The 18,183-nt window shown below is 49.0% G+C and carries 23 protein-coding genes; 10 read left to right on the top strand and 13 right to left on the bottom strand.

From position 1 onward, the window contains the following. Positions 1 to 19: 19 nt before the first annotated feature. The 8 genes from D082_RS18840 to D082_RS00440 form a co-directional block, all read right to left on the bottom strand. Positions 20 to 379: an IS630 transposase-related protein gene (locus D082_RS18840; RefSeq protein ID WP_038529801.1), complete on the bottom strand. Its 360-nt coding sequence runs from the start codon at positions 377 to 379 to the stop codon at positions 20 to 22. A gap of 290 nt (positions 380 to 669) precedes the next feature. Beyond that, positions 670 to 1,059 carry a phosphomannose isomerase type II C-terminal cupin domain gene (locus tag D082_RS00410; RefSeq protein WP_028946904.1) on the bottom strand — a complete coding sequence of 130 codons (390 nt, stop codon included), beginning with the start codon at positions 1,057 to 1,059 and terminating at the stop codon, positions 670 to 672. 193 nt (positions 1,060 to 1,252) lie between these two features. Beyond that, positions 1,253 to 1,813, bottom strand: coding sequence for a cell division protein SepF (locus D082_RS00415; protein WP_028946903.1), 561 nt, complete (start codon positions 1,811 to 1,813; stop codon positions 1,253 to 1,255). A 412-nt stretch (positions 1,814 to 2,225) separates the two neighbouring features. Continuing rightward, on the bottom strand, positions 2,226 to 3,752 hold the full coding sequence (ilvA, locus tag D082_RS00420; protein WP_028946902.1) for a threonine ammonia-lyase, biosynthetic: 1,527 nt from the start codon (positions 3,750 to 3,752) through the stop codon (positions 2,226 to 2,228). A gap of 89 nt (positions 3,753 to 3,841) precedes the next feature. Further along, positions 3,842 to 4,345 (bottom strand): DUF177 domain-containing protein, encoded by a 504-nt coding sequence (locus D082_RS00425; RefSeq protein WP_028946901.1) that lies wholly within the window; start codon positions 4,343 to 4,345, stop codon positions 3,842 to 3,844. A 58-nt stretch (positions 4,346 to 4,403) separates the two neighbouring features. Continuing rightward, a complete protein-coding gene (locus tag D082_RS00430; RefSeq protein WP_028946900.1) occupies positions 4,404 to 4,724 on the bottom strand; it encodes a DUF3007 family protein in 321 nt (106 codons plus the stop codon). Positions 4,725 to 4,829: 105 nt separating this feature from the next. Further along, entirely contained in the window at positions 4,830 to 5,072 is a 243-nt protein-coding gene (gene ndhL, locus D082_RS00435) for an NAD(P)H-quinone oxidoreductase subunit L (protein ID WP_028946899.1), read from the bottom strand. An 85-nt stretch (positions 5,073 to 5,157) separates the two neighbouring features. Then, positions 5,158 to 5,706, bottom strand: a complete 549-nt coding sequence (locus tag D082_RS00440) for an RDD family protein (RefSeq protein WP_028946898.1) — start codon at positions 5,704 to 5,706, stop codon at positions 5,158 to 5,160. 514 nt (positions 5,707 to 6,220) lie between these two features. Between D082_RS00440 and petF1 the strand changes: the two genes are divergently transcribed. Further along, positions 6,221 to 6,514 carry a ferredoxin PetF1 gene (gene petF1, locus D082_RS00445; protein ID WP_028946897.1) on the top strand — a complete coding sequence of 98 codons (294 nt, stop codon included), beginning with the start codon at positions 6,221 to 6,223 and terminating at the stop codon, positions 6,512 to 6,514. A 159-nt stretch (positions 6,515 to 6,673) separates the two neighbouring features. Here the strand turns inward: petF1 and lpxB are convergent, their stop codons facing one another. Both lpxB and D082_RS00455 read right to left on the bottom strand, forming a co-directional pair. After that, positions 6,674 to 7,855 (bottom strand): lipid-A-disaccharide synthase, encoded by a 1,182-nt coding sequence (gene lpxB, locus D082_RS00450; RefSeq protein ID WP_028946896.1) that lies wholly within the window; start codon positions 7,853 to 7,855, stop codon positions 6,674 to 6,676. A gap of 14 nt (positions 7,856 to 7,869) precedes the next feature. After that, positions 7,870 to 8,397, bottom strand: a complete 528-nt coding sequence (locus tag D082_RS00455) for a DUF4330 domain-containing protein (protein WP_028946895.1) — start codon at positions 8,395 to 8,397, stop codon at positions 7,870 to 7,872. Positions 8,398 to 8,587: 190 nt separating this feature from the next. Between D082_RS00455 and D082_RS00460 the strand changes: the two genes are divergently transcribed. Further along, entirely contained in the window at positions 8,588 to 9,820 is a 1,233-nt protein-coding gene (locus D082_RS00460) for a bifunctional sterol desaturase/short chain dehydrogenase (protein ID WP_028946894.1), read from the top strand. A gap of 6 nt (positions 9,821 to 9,826) precedes the next feature. On the opposite strand, the gene D082_RS00465 is transcribed toward D082_RS00460, so the two are convergent. After that, positions 9,827 to 10,780, bottom strand: a complete 954-nt coding sequence (locus tag D082_RS00465) for a stage II sporulation protein M (protein WP_028946893.1) — start codon at positions 10,778 to 10,780, stop codon at positions 9,827 to 9,829. Positions 10,781 to 10,948: 168 nt separating this feature from the next. Here D082_RS00465 and D082_RS00470 point away from each other — a divergent pair, with 168 nt between their 5' ends. Continuing rightward, entirely contained in the window at positions 10,949 to 12,388 is a 1,440-nt protein-coding gene (locus D082_RS00470) for a glycosyltransferase family 2 protein (RefSeq protein ID WP_028946892.1), read from the top strand. 78 nt (positions 12,389 to 12,466) lie between these two features. On the opposite strand, the gene D082_RS00475 is transcribed toward D082_RS00470, so the two are convergent. Further along, positions 12,467 to 12,982 (bottom strand): ComEA family DNA-binding protein, encoded by a 516-nt coding sequence (locus tag D082_RS00475; protein ID WP_028946891.1) that lies wholly within the window; start codon positions 12,980 to 12,982, stop codon positions 12,467 to 12,469. A 156-nt stretch (positions 12,983 to 13,138) separates the two neighbouring features. Here D082_RS00475 and D082_RS00480 point away from each other — a divergent pair, with 156 nt between their 5' ends. From D082_RS00480 to D082_RS00510, 7 genes are all read left to right on the top strand, one after another. Then, positions 13,139 to 13,765 (top strand): precorrin-8X methylmutase, encoded by a 627-nt coding sequence (locus D082_RS00480; RefSeq protein ID WP_028946890.1) that lies wholly within the window; start codon positions 13,139 to 13,141, stop codon positions 13,763 to 13,765. Positions 13,766 to 13,821: 56 nt separating this feature from the next. Beyond that, positions 13,822 to 14,271 carry an EVE domain-containing protein gene (locus tag D082_RS00485; RefSeq protein WP_028946889.1) on the top strand — a complete coding sequence of 150 codons (450 nt, stop codon included), beginning with the start codon at positions 13,822 to 13,824 and terminating at the stop codon, positions 14,269 to 14,271. Between the two features lie 55 nt (positions 14,272 to 14,326). After that, positions 14,327 to 14,464: a 50S ribosomal protein L34 gene (gene rpmH, locus D082_RS00490; RefSeq protein ID WP_010872863.1), complete on the top strand. Its 138-nt coding sequence runs from the start codon at positions 14,327 to 14,329 to the stop codon at positions 14,462 to 14,464. 9 nt (positions 14,465 to 14,473) lie between these two features. Continuing rightward, complete coding sequence (rnpA, locus tag D082_RS00495; protein ID WP_028946888.1) at positions 14,474 to 14,848, top strand: ribonuclease P protein component; 375 nt, start codon at positions 14,474 to 14,476, stop codon at positions 14,846 to 14,848. Further along, positions 14,820 to 15,215, top strand: coding sequence for a PH domain-containing protein (locus D082_RS00500; protein WP_028946887.1), 396 nt, complete (start codon positions 14,820 to 14,822; stop codon positions 15,213 to 15,215). Before rnpA ends, D082_RS00500 begins: the two co-directional genes overlap by 29 nt. Positions 15,216 to 15,332: 117 nt before the next feature. Next, entirely contained in the window at positions 15,333 to 16,487 is a 1,155-nt protein-coding gene (yidC, locus tag D082_RS00505) for a membrane protein insertase YidC (RefSeq protein ID WP_028946886.1), read from the top strand. Between the two features lie 90 nt (positions 16,488 to 16,577). Continuing rightward, entirely contained in the window at positions 16,578 to 17,072 is a 495-nt protein-coding gene (locus tag D082_RS00510; RefSeq protein WP_028946885.1) for a R3H domain-containing nucleic acid-binding protein, read from the top strand. Between the two features lie 76 nt (positions 17,073 to 17,148). On the opposite strand, the gene D082_RS00515 is transcribed toward D082_RS00510, so the two are convergent. Then, positions 17,149 to 18,099, bottom strand: a complete 951-nt coding sequence (locus D082_RS00515) for a J domain-containing protein (protein WP_028946884.1) — start codon at positions 18,097 to 18,099, stop codon at positions 17,149 to 17,151. Positions 18,100 to 18,183: the final 84 nt, after the last annotated feature.

The following is an 18,183-nucleotide window of genomic DNA, read 5'->3' on the forward strand; positions in this document are numbered from 1 at the left end:
TAAATTAGAATTAGCTCTTTCAGGATTTTTTGATATTCTGCTCTTTTTTCTTCATCTCTTTCTTTATATAGTAACTGTTTTTTTTTCTGGTAATTCCCATTTCTTTAAATCTATATGACAGTGCGCTAGCAGTTACACCGAATTTCTTTGCTCTCTCTTTCATCGGCATATCTGGATTTTCCATCACATCTTTCTCCAGCTCTTTTATATCTATCTTCCGACGCCGGTTCTTTACCTTCGTTGGTTCCAGATTTTCCCGGCTTAACCATCTATAAATTGTCTCTCTACCTACCTTAAATATTTTTGATGCCTTCGTTACACCATTCCCTTCTTCTAGAAAACTTATTACTCTTAGTCGTAAATCTAGATCGTATGCCATGAGTTGCTTATTAGTTTAGTCATTATTCATAATATAGCATTATACATACCGTCCGCCCCACTCTTATTTCAGTTGGCTATAATTTCGAAACTGCTTAAGTCTTTATTGACAAGCTTTTCAGTGAATTTGACTGCCTTAGTCTTACTAGAAATGAGTATATTTCAGACTTATTCTAACTGGCTATGTTCAATGAAACTGCTCTACGAAATATTCTTCAAGAAAAATTGTCAGCGATATGATAAAAAAGATTGGGACATTTTTCGGCAATACAAATCATCGAAAATTTTTATTTAGGACTTTGGCAGTTCTTCAGAAAAGCGGACAATATCATCATCCCCCAGATACTCGCCGTTTTGTACCTCAATCATCACCAAATCAATGACCCCTGGATTTTCCACTCGATGGGGCGTATTCATAGGCACATAGGTGGATTCCTTCTGATTTAGCAATTTTTCTTCACCGTTACAGGTAACCTTGGCCGTACCAGATACTACCACCCAATGTTCACTGCGGTGGTAATGCATTTGGGTGCTCATATGTTGTCCAGGTTTGACCACAATGCGATTAATCCGATAGCGGGGACCTTCTTCCAACATGGTAACCATGCCCCAGGGAGGAGTGCGGGTGGTTTCAGGATGGGGAGTGGGGCCTGGAGTAGGCACTTCGGGGGAGTCATTCATGGTGGGAATACTAAGCCAAACGGTGAAAAATACCAAGGACTTGCCCCAATTTTAAACTGCTGGGGAATTTGTCGAGAATTAAGGGACAAGAAAAAAGCCCCGATCGCCAAGGTCAGAGCTTTTAAATATTCAAATATCTGGCATGGCTGTTGAAACAACAATTGGCAACAGTGCAAAAATATTTGCCCAGTAATTATTGGGCCAAACGGCTAGACTCATAACCCCAGCTGGGAAAAGAATCGTTGGAATTAACGGGGGGAGCGTCATTGGTTTCCTGACTGCGGCCGGCCAAAGAACTGACCTTTACACAGTTGGGCGTAAATAGGAAAATACTCTCACCAATGCGCTCTTGGTGGCCATCCATGGCAAAAGTACCACCGGCCACAAAATCCACTGCCCGTTGGGCTTCATCGGGGTCCATCACATTTAGGTTTAAAACCACCGACTTCCGTTCCCGTAGGGTTTGAATGACCTGGGGCATTTCATCGAAGGAATGGGGTTCCACCACAACGACCTCTGCCACACTGTTGTTGATGCCGGGCATACCAATCACGTTATTTCTTACTCCTGTACCAATAGGGGTGTCATTATTTAAGCTTAGAGGCTCGCGGCTAATGCGAGGGTGGGGGGCAACTTCTTCGGTCGGCGGCGGAGAGGCCACCGATTGGGGTAACTCCATTTCTTCGTCATAATCTTCTTCGTACTCATCATGTTCACTGATGCCGACGAAGTCTTTTAACTTAGTCAAAATCATAGTTTACCGTCCGTATTTCCTGGGTAAAATGAAAGGGGTTAATGGGATGAACTATCGTTGCAGGCAAGACCAGGGCGAACATTGACCAGGGCTAGAGCAAACGGCATCACTCGCAAATATTCTTGCTAGATTGGCAAGTTCATCGGTTCAGGGAGGAAAGGAGCGGCAACTCAGTGGCGAGGAGCTACTAAGGTCAGGCCCTTTCTTTTTCAGTCAAAATGACCGAGTTTAAGTTTTCCTACCCCTGTCGTGACAATTTACCAAAATGTTCCTAACTTTTGTAGGCTTTCGCCGATATTTTACCGATAATTTCTCGCTGTTTCCCAGGCACAGGCCAGAGCCGTAACCGGAGACAGAAATTAAGGCAACTAGCAAATATACCTCCCATTACTAGCACGAATGGGGCAAAAAATTAGCGGAGAAAGAGACGATAAACGGGATTCTCACTTTCGTCCCAATAACGGTAGCCCAAATTAGCCAAAAATTGTTGCCATTGTGCCGTTTCTACTAAGGGAACTTGCATACCTACAATGATTCTGCCATAGTCGGCCCCGTGGTTACGGTAATGGAACAGACTAATATTCCAAGCGGGATCCATACAGCCTAAAAATTTCATTAATGCCCCTGGCCGTTCAGGAAATTCAAATCGGTAGAGCAATTCCCGCTGATTTTCCAATTGGGTTATCTGGGGAGGGCGCCCCCCCACCATATGGCGCAAATGAAGCTTAGTCAGTTCATCGTCGGTTAGATCTAAAGTTTTAAAACCTTGGTGGGTAAAGTTGACGGCTAGCTGGGATGCATCACTACGATTTTGGATCTGAATGCCAACAAAAATATGGGCATTAGGCCCTTCGGCAATGCGGTAGCTAAATTCAGTGATGTTATGTTTTCCTAACGCCTCACAAAAATTCTTCAAACTTCCCCGTTCTTCGGGGATAGTCACTGCGAAAATGGCTTCCCGCTGTTCTCCATACTCGGCCCGCTCCGCCACAAACCGCAACCGGTCAAAGTTCATATTGGCCCCACAGGCGATCGCCACTAGGGTTTTATTCTGGCAACCTTCCCTCTGCACATACTGTTTTAGCCCTGCAATGGCTAACGCCCCGGCCGGTTCCAAAATGGAGCGGGTGTCTTCAAAACAATCCTTAATGGCTGCACAGGTATCGTCGGTGTCCACCAGTAAAATTTCATCCACATACTGCTGACAGAGGGGAAAAGTTAAATCCCCCACTTCCCGCACCGCCACGCCATCGGCAAAGAGTCCCACTTGATCGAGCTTAATCCGCTTTCCCGCGGCCAAAGACTGACGCATGGCATCGGCATCCTTCGGTTCCACACCGATGATCTTAATTTCTGGGTAGAGCCGTTTCACATAGGCCGCTACCCCGGCAATTAGTCCGCCACCACCGATCGCCACAAAAATAGCATCAATGGGCTGTTGATACTGACGTAAAATCTCCATGCCAATGGTACCTTGCCCCGCAATTACATCGGGATCATTGAAAGGATGGATAAACGTTAGTCCTTTTTCTTGCTCCAATTGCCGTGCATGGCCGTAGGCATCGTCATAGGTTTCCCCATAGAGCACCACCACGCCCCCCCGAGCTTTGACTGCTTCCACCTTCACCTGGGGGGTAGTTTCCGGCATGACAATAATCGCTCTGGTGCCCAATTTAGAAGCCCCTAGGGCCACCCCCTGGGCATGGTTTCCCGCCGAAGCGGCAATTACGCCCCGCTGCAGCAACTCTGGTGACAACTGGGCCATTTTGTTATAGGCCCCCCGCAACTTAAACGAGAATACCGGCTGTAGGTCCTCCCGCTTAAAGTAAACCCGATTGCCCAGACGCTTCGATAAATTGGCAGCCAAATCCAACGGAGTTTCGATCGCCACATCGTAAACCCTGGCCTTAAGAATTCTTTCGAGGTAGTCGCTGGTCATGGAAAACGCAAGCAAAAACGGTAGCGGTTAAAATCAACCTTTCCAGTTTCCCACTGTTTGGCAGAGCCTTGTACCAGCTAGGCCAATGGTCAATTCAATTGTCGTTTTAAATCCGCCAACGCAGCCCAGCGGTGATCAAAGCCATTGTCGGCTCCATTGTTAGGCACTTCCGGGGCCTGGCAGTCTTTGCCGCACAAATTTTTCAGGGGCAAAGCCAAGTTAAATTGCTCATACAACCAAGTTTCCAGATCAAAGTGGCCATCGGGGGGCAACACTTCTGACAAGTCATCCCAACTTAATTCCCTTTCCGAAGCTAGGGCCGGATTTTCCCCCTGGCGGTCCAACCAAAGTATTTCCTGGGTGTCCAACTCCAGCTTTTGGTTATAGCCCTGGGCGCAACGGTCACAATGGAGGGTCACAATGGTTTCCGCTTGGGCCGTTACTTCCAAAAAAGTTCCCCCATGGCGCACCGTCACCGCTCCCCGCACCGGCGTTAAAGTGGCCAAGTCGGCGATCGCCTGGTCAACTTGAAAAACCTGGGTAGAGCGGGGTTGTTTAAGGAGATGGGGGAGATAAATGGGCTGTAGAACCATGGCAAAAATCGGCAAATATTATTTGGATCAACAACAAAATCCCGCACAGACAAAGATTCTAGGAATTAAGAGCATCCTTTTGCTTTTCTTCTGACACTTCCGCTTGGAGTTTTTCCCGTTCTTCTGGGGTCATATTTGCCCAGCGCAGTTCAATCATTTTATCTTCGTACTCCTTGATCTGTTGGTGATAGGTCATGTCATGGGTAAACACCCTGGTGACATAGGACAGCAACCAAATCAACAATCCTCCCACCAGCACCGCCTGGGTCCAAATACCCGCCTGTTGACCTTCAATGCCAAAGGCTTGCAAGCCAACATAGACCAATCCCCCCAAAAGGAAAAAACCTAGGGCAATGCCCAAAGCATCAATGCGTCGCATAGTGGAAATCTCCCTAGGTTAGCTAGTGGTGAAGGAGGGGAAAGTCGGAACTGTTAGTTATTGCTGGCCTAGAACAGACCCAAAACTTGGAGGGGAAATTGAGTCTTAAGCCGCTTGACGACGGGGCCGCAGATTCAACACTGGACTGAGGAGCAATAGCCCAGGGAAAAATAGGAAAACGAAAAAGTACATGATTAGTCGCTCCACAGAGCTAGCCACATACCAGCGCTTTTGTAAGTACAAATAAAGTAGGGCGGGAAAAACCAATAGATAAGCTAGGCTCAGGCCTAGGTAAATCATCGCCAACAAACCGGTTTCAGAAAGTAGCAAACCCAATAAGTCTTCCATAATCCTGGCGGGGGTTAAGGTTATAGGGCAATGGCCCAGTAAAACTTTAACTTAATTTCGCAAAATCAGGGTGTTCACCAAGTTCCTAACGCCTTCGTTGCCGATTATCCCATTGTTTTTTGAGGTCATACCAAAATCTTTTCAGCCTTAAATCGAGGGAAAAACCCCGCCGACTAGTCAGCACCACCGTCCCGGCAATGCGGTCATGGAAAGCTTGTCCCAAACTATCTTCGGCGATCGCCCAAATTAAATCTCCAAACAGGGGCGCCACCAGGAGCAAAAAGCTAACCCCATTGGTGAAGTTAATATCCAAACCCACCATGGCTAGGTAAGAAGCAGTGCCCAAAATTCCTTCCCGTTGGCTCAATTCCAAAATGCCCGGCAAACGCTTCATTTTCAGATGCACGACCCTGATGTCGAAGGCCCAGCCGCCCAAACTTTGCCCTTGGTTGGCAGATACAAGGACTACCCGGAGGGCAAACCAACCGATGATAAAAATTAGTAACCGCACCCAACCGGCGGCCAAACTACTAAATAACCAAATGACTACAAAGTCCAACAAGTAGCCATAGCCCCGCCGCTCCAATGGGGCCAAAGGTAAGCGGCGATCACGGGGTTGGTCGTCGTCGTACATAAATCAAGCTTTGCTGATGGGGCAAGGGGCAGTTTCATACCGGGGTCAAAACTATCAAAACCGGTACAATTGGGGACTGAGCCGTTGCAGTCCATTTTGGCATTTTGTTGAGCAAGCACCCACCCCAGCAATAATTTGGCTCTCCGGCGGGGGAAGCTCCCTGCCCCTAGTCAATGATTAGACAAGCTTATCGTCAAACCTGGGGAAGATTAATTCTTTCCATCTTTGCTTCCCTAGTCCTTAAAAGTCCCTTAACCACTAGGATTCTAGCTTTTGGTCATCGGTGCAATCCCCGGGTTAACGGGCAAAAATACTCTAGGGAAAAACATAAGTAGAGATTATCTAATTAAGGCCTAGCCATTTCATTGCTAATGCTTCCTTGTCAATTCAAGATTTTCCCGTAGTATCAGAACAGTTAAGTTTTCTGAAGTGGCTCGATCTGGATTTATAGTTGTCCCGATGGAGACTTCATGAGGCAATATCTCTACTGTTTTTTTGAGAAGAGGAAACATTTATGGCATCCTATACCGTTAAACTGATCACCCCCGATGGGGAAAATTCCATCGAATGCTCTGACGATACCTATATCCTCGACGCTGCGGAAGAAGCTGGCCTAGACCTGCCCTATTCTTGCCGTGCTGGGGCTTGCTCCACCTGTGCTGGTAAGATCACCGCCGGTAGTGTTGACCAATCTGATCAGTCTTTCTTGGATGACGACCAAATTGAAGCTGGTTATGTTCTGACCTGTGTGGCCTATCCCACTTCTGATTGCACCATTGAAACCCATAAAGAAGAAGACCTCTACTAAGGTTTAGTACGCTGGCCATGGGCTAGTGAATTTGATAGTTTCATAATTGTCCAAGGCGGGGTTTAGGCCCTGCTTTTTTTTGCCTTAGTTGATCTATTGAAAGTAAGACACTGACCAGAGCTAAAAGCCTCTTTGGTAAAGACTTTAGTCGTCTTAATCTTAATTTGATTGACTAGCCTCGGTGGCGAATTCCAATACAGCCCGGGCGGCCCGTTCACAAACCCCCGGCGCTCCTAAGGCTTCCCTCAATTCTCGATAATCCTGGGCAATTTTTGTCCGGCGATCGCCGTTTAGGAGTAATTCCAATCCAGCTTGGGCAATGTTACTGGGGATGGCCTGTTCCTGGAGTAGTTCTGGCATAATGCCCCGATTGAGCACAATATTAGTGGGGGAAACAAACGGTAAATCAAACTTAAAAATTCGCCGGGCGATCGCCATGGTCAAAGGACTAACCCGATAAAGAATGACCTGGGGCACATTTAATAAAGCAATTTCTAGGTTCACCGTTCCCGACTTCGTAATAGCCAAATCAGCGGCGGCGATCGCCGTTAGGGTTTCTTTCCCCATTAAGAGTTCAACATTGAGATTAAATTCCCCTAGGGTCTGTTCAATTTGTCCCCGGTAATCCTGCAGGGAAACGGGCAAAAGAAATTTGGCGTTCGGCAGTTTACTCTGCAATTGCTGGGCGGCCCCACAAATGGCTGGCAACAGGTAACGCAATTCCTGAATGCGGGAAGCGGGTAGGAGGGTAATCACCGTTTGAGCTTGGTCTATGCCCAACCGTTGGCGGGCCTCCTGTCGGCTGGGAGCTTCCTTGGCAATGCGGTCTAGTAGGGGATGTCCCACCCAGGTCACATCTAAACCCTGCTTTTGGAAAAATTCCGCTTCCCCTGGAAAAATAGCCAACAGGCGATCGGTTACTGCCATGATCTGGGCCGTTTCCCTTTTAGTGGGGGACCACACCCAGGCCTGGGGGGCAATATAGTACAAAATTGGCAGATTAGGATAGGTTTTCCGCAAGTAATTAGCAATGGTTAAATTAGGTCCCATGTAATCAATCAAAACCAACAAATCAATGGGATTAGTTTTTAAATAATGTTTAACCTTTTGTTGGATACGCCAAGTGGGGATAATAAACCGGAGGGACTCCGTTAAACCGACCGAACCGATCGCCGCCGTATTAGCCAGTAAGGTCAAACCTGCGGCCGCCATTTTTTCTCCCCCCAAACCCACCAGTTCTAGCTCCAAATTTTTCTCTTCGGCCTGCTGTTTTAATGCTTCAACCAACAGAGAACCCTGGAGATCCCCGGACACCTCTCCCGTACTAATAAAAATTCTCATAGGAATGACGGGTGCTAATTGGGTTGTTTGATGCCCACCACACTGGCATTAAAGTTATAGTTTTTACCTTCCAATTCCAAAACCGTGCCAATTTTCACCTTTTGTCCCCCTAACACCATACCGGTGGAGGTTAGATCCCCCCTACCTTTGAGGGTCAGGAGCATATCCCGGCTGTAGTTTGACTCCGGCCGAGGATCTGGCAATGATTTGACGGAACCATCGGGCTGGGGCACCGCCAAATTGCGAGGGAGTTCCTGCACATTAACCACTTCCACCTGGCCAGCCGGTTGATTACGGATGATGATGTTGGTTTTCTCTGCTTTAAATTCATCTAGCACCACTTGGGGATCGAGTACGTTTAAGCCCCGGACAATGGCAGTTAGCTCAATGGAGGCGGCATTGGCTTGGGCCAGAATGCTTTTCCCCGAACTACCCGGCAAAATGAAAATCCCCACGGCCACCATGAGAATGATCAAGGCGGCCCCCAGATCCAACAGGCTGACTATGCCGAAAATTCTGCCACGGGAATCAATGAGCTTCATGGGAAAATTACTAACTCTGGACTGGGACGGAAATCAATTGGAAAAAATCCCCGCAATTCTAACATGGAGCAAGGGAGCAAAATTTGCGGGAGTCTCTGAAAAAATCCGCTAGGGGAGGGAGCTACTCTGGGCCGTAAACCGTTACCATCGATAGAACAAAACTTAACACAGCAGTAAAAATTTTTAACATATGGCAATGGCTTGGTTAATGGGGTTGGGTTTAGCCTTAGCTTCGGTGGTCTGGGTCGAACTGGTGCGGGACTACTACCATGCCTTAGCCCATGTTTGGACGCCGTTGTACCGTCTCCATGGTTGGCATCATCGGGTATTTCGCTCGGATTTATCGGTGGTGAGCACAGAAATTTATCAGAAGGCCCACTGGTACAATGATGTGCCGGAAGCATTGGTGATGTTGACCTTGGGTATTTGGCCCCCACTGTTGACCTGGGTGTGGCAAGGCATTGACCATTGGCCCTTTATCCTAGCCGCCAGTGCTGGAATGATTTATACCCTAGGCTTTTTGCTGTCGGCGATCGCCAGGGGTTTAGGTATTCCCCAGGCAGATGAAATTACGGATTTGACCCACCGCCCTGGGCCATTTTTAGCGCCGCCGGCCCCTTGGAGGGTGAACCGGACTTACCATTGGCGACACCATTTTGACGATCCCAATGCCTACTTCTGTGGAACTTTAACTTTGGTAGATAAAATGTTGGGCACCGCTTTGTCCCTAAAAGGTAAAAAAATTGCAGTGACCGGGGCTTCTGGTGGTTTTGGCCAGGCCCTTTTGCAGGAACTCCATCAGCAAGGAGCTAAGGCGATCGCCATTACGTCCTGTGGCCAAGAAATCACTGTCGCCGGGGCAGGGCAAACCATTCCCATCAGAACGGAACAATGGTGCATTGGCCAGGAAGAACAACTCAAGGATTTGCTGGTGGAAATTGATATTTTAGTTATTAACCATGGGGTGAATGTTCATCAACGGCGGGACGGCCAAGCCATTCAAGAAGCCTACGAAGTTAATACTTTTTCCGCCCTGCGCCTGATGGAATTATTCCTAGCCACAGTGAAAACTAATCGGGACATTGCCACCAAGGAGATTTGGGTGAATACCTCCGAGGCGGAAGTAAATCCGGCCTTTAGCCCTTTGTATGAACTGAGTAAACGGGCGTTGGGGGATGTAATTACCCTCAAGCGCTTGGATTCTCCCTGTGTGATCCGTAAACTAATTTTGGGACCGTTCAAAAGCAAACTCAATCCGGTGGGTGTTATGGGTGCAGCGTGGGTTGCTCGCCAGGTGGTTAACGGCGTAAAACGGGATAGCCGCAATATCATCGTCACCATTAACCCCATCACATTTATCGCTTTTCCCATCAAGGAATTATTTGTCTCCCTTTATTTCCGTTGCTTCAGCAAAAAGTCTTAGTTGATGTTATGACCTTTGCCGGGATGCATAGCTGAGTAAAAGTAAAAAGAATGCGCTTCCCAAAAGGTATTTCAAGCCATCGGGAATCCAAGGGGCTGGGGAAATAAAACCTTCAATGATACCGGCGATGATTAACAGGGGCACAATTCCAAACACCAATTGAGCGGCGGCGATCGCCTGTTGTTTGATGGCGTAACTGCGGCGGTAGGGCCCAGGCCAAACGAGGCCCTTGGCAATGAGCAACCCCGCCGCCCCTGCCAGAAAAATTGCTGGTAATTCCAAGGAACCGTGGGGAAAAACAAAACCCCAAAAGGGAATTGCCAAATTGTGTTGGGCCACCAATGCCCCCACCGCCCCCAGCAGTAAACCGTTGAAAAACAGGGCGTAAATGGTCCATAGTCCCACCACAACTCCCCCGGCCACCATACCAAAGGCAACGGAAAGGTTGTTGATCATAATGCCACTGGCCGCCACTGGCTTCATGGTTAAAATTGATCCCATCCAGAGCTGACCTTCGTCCCGGACAGTCCTAATTAAATCCCCCGGTACCACCAATTCCCAAAAAGCGGGGTCGTTCCAGCTATACCACCAGGCAATGCCACTGGCCAGGCCAAAAATGCCAAAGGCCGCCATAGTGTAACTCCCCGTTTGTCGCAAAACCAACGGCAACTGCCACAGGTAAAATTCCTTGACTTTGCCCCATTCCTGTCGGCGATCGCCTTGGTAGATCTGGCTGTAGGCCCTAGTAATTAAAGCTTGTAGATTTTGCCTCAGGCGGGGATTGAGGTTATGGGTTTTGGCCCGGGCCAGGTCAGCGGAAGTGGCTCGATATAATCCGGCCAGCCGTTGGATTTCCTCGGTGGAAAGGGCCTTGATACCCTCGGTTTCCATGCGGGTCAAAATTTGGTCAAGGGTCTGCCAATCTTGGTCACGGCGGGCAATCCAGCGACGAAAGTCCATGGGAAAAAATCTAAAGAATAAACCATATTTTGCAACGACTCTGAACCCTAGATATTCAAATTGAGGACGGAAATTTTCTCCGGTTGGATACCCCTAGCCAAAAATATTGCAAGCAATGGCTAGAATGGAGGGCAATGTCTAGTTTTCCTGACCACATCCTAGGTACCTATGCCCCAATTTCCGTGGAAAGATAACGATGCCGATTTGTCCCCCCTAGAAGCCTTCCTAGCCGAATGGGATGATCCTGAAGCGGAGGAGGAGGATTTTCGTAACGATTTTTTCCGGGGAACGGAGGGGCGGCGCAAAAAAGCGGCGGTAACGCTCATGGCCATTTGGACCATTGTTATCACCCTCCACTACTGGGCCTGGGGGAGTTGGCTGGTGTGGGCCCTGACCGGTGCCCTCTCTTTGCAAGCTCTCAGGTTAATGAAAGCAATCCCAGAAGAAGCCCCCCCCATGGTCACTGGGGATGTATCGACAGCGGATTATCCCCGGGTTTGCCTAATGGTGGCCGCCAAAAATGAGGAAGCGGTAATTAGCAAAATTGTGCGGCAGTTATGCTCTTTGGACTATCCTGGCGATCGCCATGAAGTTTGGATTGTGGACGACAACAGTACCGACCGGACTCCAGCCATCTTGGAGCAACTCCGTCAGCAATATCCCCAGCTAAAAGTTTTGCGGAGGGGCGCTGGGGCCAGTGGAGGTAAATCGGGGGCCTTAAATGAAGTGTTAGCCCAAACCCAGGGGGAAATCATTGGCGTATTTGACGCCGATGCCGATGTGCCTAAAGATTTATTGCGGCGGGTGGTGCCCTATTTTGCTTCCCCCACCTTTGGGGCTCTACAGGTACGCAAGGCGATCGCCAACGAAGATGTGAATTTTTGGACCAGGGGCCAGGGGGCAGAAATGGCCTTAGATGCCTATTTTCAACAGCAGAGGATTGTCACCGGCGGCATTGGGGAGCTGCGGGGCAATGGGCAGTTTGTGGCCCGTCAAGCGTTAGATGCGGTGGGCGGTTGGAACGAACAGACTATCACCGATGATTTGGACTTAACCATTCGCCTACACCTCCATCAGTGGAAAGTGGGCATTTTGCTCAATCCCCCGGTGGAAGAAGAAGGGGTCACCACGGCGATCGCCCTTTGGCATCAACGCAATCGCTGGGCGGAGGGCGGTTACCAACGTTACCTCGATTATTGGCGCTGGATTTGTACCCAACCCATGGGCTGGAAGAAAAAGTTGGATTTGTTTTCGTTCCTATTAATGCAATACTTGTTGCCCACCGCCGCGGTACCAGATCTGCTCATGGCCCTGTGGCAACGGCGTTTCCCTCTGCTAACTCCCCTCAGTTATTTGGCGATCGGTTTTTCCTGCTGGGGCATGTACCATGGACTGCGGCGTTTAACCCCTAGTGAGGGCAAGCCTCCTTGGCAAGAAATACCGTCCCTGCTGGCCCGCACCATTGGTGGCACCATTTATATGTTCCATTGGCTGATCATTATGCCCTCGGTCACCGCCCGCATGGCCTTTCGCCCCAAACGACTCAAGTGGGTGAAAACAGTCCACGGCACAGCTACGGAAGAATCCCTAGAGTTGAAGCAAAGTTAAAAATCAAGCAAACTTTTAGTCAATTTCATCTGATTGATTTTGTCTGGCAAAGTAAAAGCTAGAACAACTGAATGCAACTTAAAACTCCAGGTAGTGGAGCAGTTGGCTGATCAATGGCACTGGTAATCCCAGACGCTTTTGCAAATCTCCGAGATTGTGGTAATTGCCCCCACTGTCTCTTTCTTGGACTAGGTCCGTGGCGATCGCCGGGGTGAGGTGCGGTATGCCGAGCAATTGTTCGACGGTAGCTTGGTTAACGGAAACTTTGGGGGGAGCTAATAGGCTATCCGGGTCCCAATAAGCAAAGGAAAGTATGGGTTCCCAGGGCTTAATTTGCTGCACAGTCACATTCAGAGCCGCGGCCAAATCCTCTAGGGCTAAAAACTGTATTCCCATGGTGCTCAACTCTTTCAATTGTCGGGCTTGGTGGATGGATAACCCTGGCAAACGTAGCCATTCGTCCACTGTGGCTTGATTCACTTCGATGCGTAGCCCCAACTCCCCGGCGATCATCAATTCCTCCCAAGATTGAAAGCGGTAATAGGGATCGCTTTGCAGACGGCGTTGGAGAGCCCGACGACGAAAATTAAGCATGGGCAAGGGAAGGAAATGGACTTTGTCTCACAATTTTAATGGCGCTCCAGGGCAAAGAATGCCCCAACTTGTAATCCCAGCGCCTTGGAGTTCTAGAAATGGGGGAAGATGGTATTGGAGAAGAGGAAATTCTTGCCCCTACAATCCCCCAGACCCATGAATTGGCATATCAGCGACGCCCAAAATCTGACTACCATCGACCGTGAAATCGGCGACCATGGCCATAGTCCAGCCCAGTATGAAATTTTGCGCCGGGTTATCTATGCCACGGGGGATTTTGAGTACCTTAACCTATTGCACTTTTCAGAACGGGTCTTGACCATTGGGGCCGCAGCTTTAGCTTCCCGCACCACAATTTTAGTCGATGTGCCCATGGTGCAAGTCGGCATTGTTCCCACTCTCCAAAAAACCTTTGCTAACCCGGTTTACTGTGCCACCCAGAGCATCACTAGGCCCCAAAGGGAGAGAACAGAGGAAGCCTGGGGTATGCTCAACCTTGCCCACCGTTACCCAGACGGGATTTTTGTTGTCGGCCAGGCTCAAACCGCCCTGGATGCCCTAATGGAATTGGCCCAAGTCCAACGCATTCAACCGGCGATGGTCATTGCCACGGCCACCAATTTTGGCGATCGCCAGGATAGGGCCCTGGATTTGCAAAAAACTAACATTCCGCACATTATTGTCCAGGACAGAAAAGGGGGGACGGAGGTGGCGGTGGCCATCATCACTGCTTTGGTAGATTTAGCTTGGCAGGCCTATGAGCAAAGGGCCCATGCCAATTAATTGCGATTCAATTCTTTGGCCTAATTTCTCTAAACTTTTCTGTGACCCCTAAAACTATGGCTTTTTGGTTAATCAAATCTGAACCCGTCACCTACGGTATCCACCATCTCAAGGAAGAAGGAGAAACCCTGTGGGATGGGGTGAGAAATTACCAAGCCCGCAACTTTTTACAAGCTATGGCCGTGGGGGATCAGGCTTTTTTTTACCATTCCAACTGCAAGCCCCCAGGCATTGTGGGGCTAATGACCGTCACCGCTGTGCAAGTAGTAGATCCGAGCCAGTTTGACCCCGGTAGCCCCTACTTTGATCCCAAAGCAACCATCACCAAGCCCCGTTGGTTCACCGTTAAAGCCCAGTTTACCGAGGAGTTTTCCCAGATGATTACCCTACCAACCCTCAAAGCCCATTTCCAACCAGACGAATTGGCAGTGCTCAAAAAGGGTAACCGTCTTTCGGTGTTGCCGGTATCAACGGCGATCGCCAAGCGGATTTTGGACTTAGCTTAATCGATGAGCAATGATACAATTGAAGACTGTGTCTTTTTTTGTGGAGTAACGGGCCATGACCCAACGAACCCTCGGCGGAACTAACCGCAAACAAAAACGTACTTCCGGTTTCCGGGCCAGAATGCGTACCCATAACGGCCGGAAAGTTATTCAGGCTCGCCGGAGCAAGGGTCGCCATCGCTTGGCCGTATAATTCATTTCTGTGGGACTACCCAAATCGCTGCGCCTAAAACACTGGCAAGATTTCCAGACCGTTTATCAACAAGGTAGGCGGTATCGCCACAGCAACTTACTAATGCGGGTCCTAGGCGATCGCCCGGGGGACCAGAGCCGCTTTGGCATCACCGTTAGCCAAAAAGTCAGTAAGAAGGCCACGGCCAGAAATCGCCTTAAACGTAAGATCCGCGCCGTCATCCACCATCTCCGGCCCCAAATTCAGCCGGGCTTCGATGTGGTGATCATCGTCTTGCCCCAAGGCATTGGGTGCAATTATGAACGTTTTTTGCGAGAATTAGAGCAGTTATTTAGCCAAGCCGGGATCATTAACCATGGGCATTCGAGAAACCACCTACTATGAGGGCGGCCCCCACATCGGGGACCTAATAGTTAACATCCTATTAGGGTTCACCGTCATCTTTCTCCCTTTGACCATCGGGGCGATCGTCCGGGCTATCTGGCTCCGCTACAAAATTACCGATCGCCGTATTTCCGTCACCGGCGGTTGGATGGGGAAAGACCGCACCGACATCGTTTACGGTGAAGTAGCCAAAATGATTAAAATGCCCAGGGGCATCGGCATTTGGGGAGACATTGTTGTTACCCTCAATGACCGTTCCCGGTTGGAACTGCGGGCTATGCCCAACTTCCGCGAGGTATACGACTATATGGCAGAACGGGTTGCCGACAAAACCGGCCGTCCCCTGGAAGCAATCACCCAGCAGTAGTACCAGAGGTACTGAAATTTATCTGGTCATCGATGGTATTGATGGCTGTCTGGGGCTGCAAAACACCCTAGTCTTCCCGCTAAACTTGGCAATATTTATCTAGAGAGCTTGTTAGCAATGGATTTTGGTATCGGTTTTATTTCGACAAATATCATGCTGCCGATCCTAGATTTTTTCTTTGGGATTGTGCACAGCTATGGTTTTGCTATTATTGCCCTCACATTGGTAATTCGTTTAGCACTTTATCCCCTCAGCGCGGGCCAAATTCGCAATATGCGGAAAATGCGAATCACCCAACCTTTGATGAAAGAGCGCCAGGAAGAAATCCAAAAACGCTACAAAGACGATCCAGCCAAACAGCAGGAAGAAATGGCCAAAGTTATGAAGGAATTTGGCAACCCCCTGGCTGGGTGTCTGCCTCTGCTCCTGCAAATGCCCATTTTGTTTGCCCTCTTTGCTACCCTACGGGGCTCACCCTTTTCCGACATTAACTACACCGTTGACCTGCAAATATTGCCCCAAGAACAGGTGGAGCGCATCGTTCCCCAAACTTTCTCCACCAAGCCCCAAAATATCTACGTCGATGAAGCCCTCCATTACCCCATTGCTGTTTTTCTCCCCGGAGGTAAAATGCTTGGGGTAGGGGAAAAAGCCCAGTTGGAAATCCAAAGCACCGAAGGCAAAACCTTTAGTCAAGTAATTCCGGAAAAAAATAGCCAAGTTTTAAATCCTACCTATAGCGTTACTAAAGGCGAAGACCGCGTTAGCGTTAACCCCGATGGCACCATTGAAGCCCTCGTACCTGGTGATGCCACCGTTCAAGTAACTATCCCCGGCATTGCTGCCCGTACCGGTTTTCTCTTCATCAAAGCCCTGGGCCAGGTAGGGGTAACGGGTGAAAACGGAGAGGTCAACTGGGATATCTTGGGCATGATTATTTTCTTTGGTTTCAGCATTTACCTGAACCAGGAATTATCCGGTGCCTCCGGGGGAGGGGCCGCCAACGCCCAGGCCCAACAGCAACAGACCATCAACAAAATTACCCCCATTTTGTTCAGTGGAATGTTTCTGTTCTTCCCCTTGCCCGCTGGAGTTTTAATGTACATTGTCATGGCCAATGTTTTCCAGACAGTGCAAACCCTCATTTTGATGCGGGAGCCGTTACCGGAAAATTTGCAAAAATTGTTGGATGAACAGCAAAAGGCTAACCAGGGTCGGGAGTCCTTACCTTTTGAGAAAAAAAGCAGCAAAAAGAAGGAAAAAACATCTTAAATTTTCCTAGGGTAGACATTGCCTAGGGGGGGAGAGACGGTACTGTTGTTGGTTATTGTGGAAACTCAATTGCGATTTGACATTTAGACGATGGAAAAGATAGTCACCCAAGCTCAGGTCTGGCTCGAACAACTACTCAATTTGATGGGCTTTCCCAGTTCCGTTGCCATAGCGGCGGGTAAGGAAAATACCTTAACCATGGGTCCTTGGTTGGTGATTGACGAAAAAGGTCTATCTCCCGAGCAGATTGAGCGATTGCTGGCAGAGAATGGCTTGGCCCTTGACGCCATCCAGTATCTACTCAATGCTTCCCTGCGCCCCGCTGTGGTGGAAAGTAGTGTGAACTTCACCCCCATTACGGTGGAGCTGGCGGAATTTAGATCCCGCCGACAGTTGGAGCTGATTTCCCTGTCAGAAACGGCCGCCCAGAGGGTGAGGGAAACCCATGAGCCAGTGGAAATGGCTGATATGACTGCGGCCGATCGCCGTCAGGTGCATAGCTTTTTCGAAGGTTCCCAGGATTTGGAAACGGAGAGTCAAGGTTACGAACCCCATCGCCGGTTAGTGATTCGTCCCCGGCGTTAATGGCTGGCTGGGGTTGAGCAAAACCCCTCCACCTGTCAACACTTGACTACCATTTAGTTCAGGTCAGTCGGTTCGATTATTTCTTCTTGCCGCCGAATAAACCACCGAATAAACCGCCTTGGCTTGACTTAGCGCCCCCTTGACTACCGCCGACACTGGTGTGCTTAGCCAATTCTTTTTTAGCCGCCATAACTTTGGGGTCATCGGGGGCTAGCTTGACCGCTGAACCAATGTGTACCTTGGCCATGGTCATCATATTATTTTTTAGATAAGCCATGCCCAGTAAACAATGGGCCTGGGCATTTTTCGGGTCGGTTTTTAGGGCCGATTTCAACTCAGCAATGGCTTTGTCATACTGACGGCGATCGAAGTTCTCCTGGGCCCGCCGTAAACTTTTTTCAAAGGGGGAGATGGCTTCCGGGGGGGAGGCTGTGGCATTTGGAGCTGAACCAATATTCTGGGCCTGGGGTGATCGTTCCAACGCCACGGGGGTCAATGTTTCTTTGGGGGAAACACTTTTTTGATAGACCGGTGGGGAAGAGCCGATTTCTCCTTTGACCATTAAAAAAATTAGATTATATTCACTCAGTTGGGCAATCTTGGGAAAAACCGTTTTGAAATCTCCGTAAAGCCCCTTGCCCAAAGGGGTAACTACTTTACGATAAACCAGCTCCAAATTTTGTTTTGCCCCCCGGAGTTGCTGGGACTCCCCACTGCTAAAAGTTGGCTCCCCTATGCCAGCAAGGTTGCTCACGGTCTGCTGAAGAACGAGTAAATGTTCTTTGCGGTCATTGTCCCTGGTCAGAACTTCGTAGGCAGGATTAACAAATTTGGAAAAAAGTTTGGCTGCCAAGGCCCGCTCTTCGTCATTGCTTGCCTTTGATGTGTCAGGATGTAATTGAAAGGCGATATTGAGGTAACTTTTACGAATTTCCTGGGGGGTCGCATCTAGAGGACAGCCCAGAATGGCGTGGTGGTCAACTACGTCATAACTAAACAGGCCTTGCTTGATGGGAAATAGACTCATAAAGGTAAAAGTTGCGGGAGGGCGGGATTTTTCTCCTCTTTTACTCCATTATTCCTCAGAAAGAAAAAAATACTTGTAAATTGT

Source organism: Synechocystis sp. PCC 6714, assembly GCF_000478825.2.
GTDB lineage: Bacteria > Cyanobacteriota > Cyanobacteriia > Cyanobacteriales > Microcystaceae > Synechocystis.

What these genes read in the sequence shown, in the direction of transcription:
- D082_RS18840 (WP_038529801.1), bottom strand. Translation starts at nt 379, where the DNA reads ATGGCATACGATCTAGATTTACGACTAAGAGTAATAAGTTTTCTAGAA.
- D082_RS00410 (WP_028946904.1), bottom strand. Translation starts at nt 1,059, where the DNA reads ATGAATGACTCCCCCGAAGTGCCTACTCCAGGCCCCACTCCCCATCCT.
- D082_RS00415 (WP_028946903.1), bottom strand. Translation starts at nt 1,813, where the DNA reads ATGATTTTGACTAAGTTAAAAGACTTCGTCGGCATCAGTGAACATGAT.
- ilvA (WP_028946902.1), bottom strand. Translation starts at nt 3,752, where the DNA reads ATGACCAGCGACTACCTCGAAAGAATTCTTAAGGCCAGGGTTTACGAT.
- D082_RS00425 (WP_028946901.1), bottom strand. Translation starts at nt 4,345, where the DNA reads ATGGTTCTACAGCCCATTTATCTCCCCCATCTCCTTAAACAACCCCGC.
- D082_RS00430 (WP_028946900.1), bottom strand. Translation starts at nt 4,724, where the DNA reads ATGCGACGCATTGATGCTTTGGGCATTGCCCTAGGTTTTTTCCTTTTG.
- ndhL (WP_028946899.1), bottom strand. Translation starts at nt 5,072, where the DNA reads ATGGAAGACTTATTGGGTTTGCTACTTTCTGAAACCGGTTTGTTGGCG.
- D082_RS00440 (WP_028946898.1), bottom strand. Translation starts at nt 5,706, where the DNA reads ATGTACGACGACGACCAACCCCGTGATCGCCGCTTACCTTTGGCCCCA.
- petF1 (WP_028946897.1), top strand. Translation starts at nt 6,221, where the DNA reads ATGGCATCCTATACCGTTAAACTGATCACCCCCGATGGGGAAAATTCC.
- lpxB (WP_028946896.1), bottom strand. Translation starts at nt 7,855, where the DNA reads ATGAGAATTTTTATTAGTACGGGAGAGGTGTCCGGGGATCTCCAGGGT.
- D082_RS00455 (WP_028946895.1), bottom strand. Translation starts at nt 8,397, where the DNA reads ATGAAGCTCATTGATTCCCGTGGCAGAATTTTCGGCATAGTCAGCCTG.
- D082_RS00460 (WP_028946894.1), top strand. Translation starts at nt 8,588, where the DNA reads ATGGCAATGGCTTGGTTAATGGGGTTGGGTTTAGCCTTAGCTTCGGTG.
- D082_RS00465 (WP_028946893.1), bottom strand. Translation starts at nt 10,780, where the DNA reads ATGGACTTTCGTCGCTGGATTGCCCGCCGTGACCAAGATTGGCAGACC.
- D082_RS00470 (WP_028946892.1), top strand. Translation starts at nt 10,949, where the DNA reads ATGCCCCAATTTCCGTGGAAAGATAACGATGCCGATTTGTCCCCCCTA.
- D082_RS00475 (WP_028946891.1), bottom strand. Translation starts at nt 12,982, where the DNA reads ATGCTTAATTTTCGTCGTCGGGCTCTCCAACGCCGTCTGCAAAGCGAT.
- D082_RS00480 (WP_028946890.1), top strand. Translation starts at nt 13,139, where the DNA reads ATGAATTGGCATATCAGCGACGCCCAAAATCTGACTACCATCGACCGT.
- D082_RS00485 (WP_028946889.1), top strand. Translation starts at nt 13,822, where the DNA reads ATGGCTTTTTGGTTAATCAAATCTGAACCCGTCACCTACGGTATCCAC.
- rpmH (WP_010872863.1), top strand. Translation starts at nt 14,327, where the DNA reads ATGACCCAACGAACCCTCGGCGGAACTAACCGCAAACAAAAACGTACT.
- D082_RS00500 (WP_028946887.1), top strand. Translation starts at nt 14,820, where the DNA reads ATGGGCATTCGAGAAACCACCTACTATGAGGGCGGCCCCCACATCGGG.
- yidC (WP_028946886.1), top strand. Translation starts at nt 15,333, where the DNA reads ATGGATTTTGGTATCGGTTTTATTTCGACAAATATCATGCTGCCGATC.
- D082_RS00510 (WP_028946885.1), top strand. Translation starts at nt 16,578, where the DNA reads ATGGAAAAGATAGTCACCCAAGCTCAGGTCTGGCTCGAACAACTACTC.
- D082_RS00515 (WP_028946884.1), bottom strand. Translation starts at nt 18,099, where the DNA reads ATGAGTCTATTTCCCATCAAGCAAGGCCTGTTTAGTTATGACGTAGTT.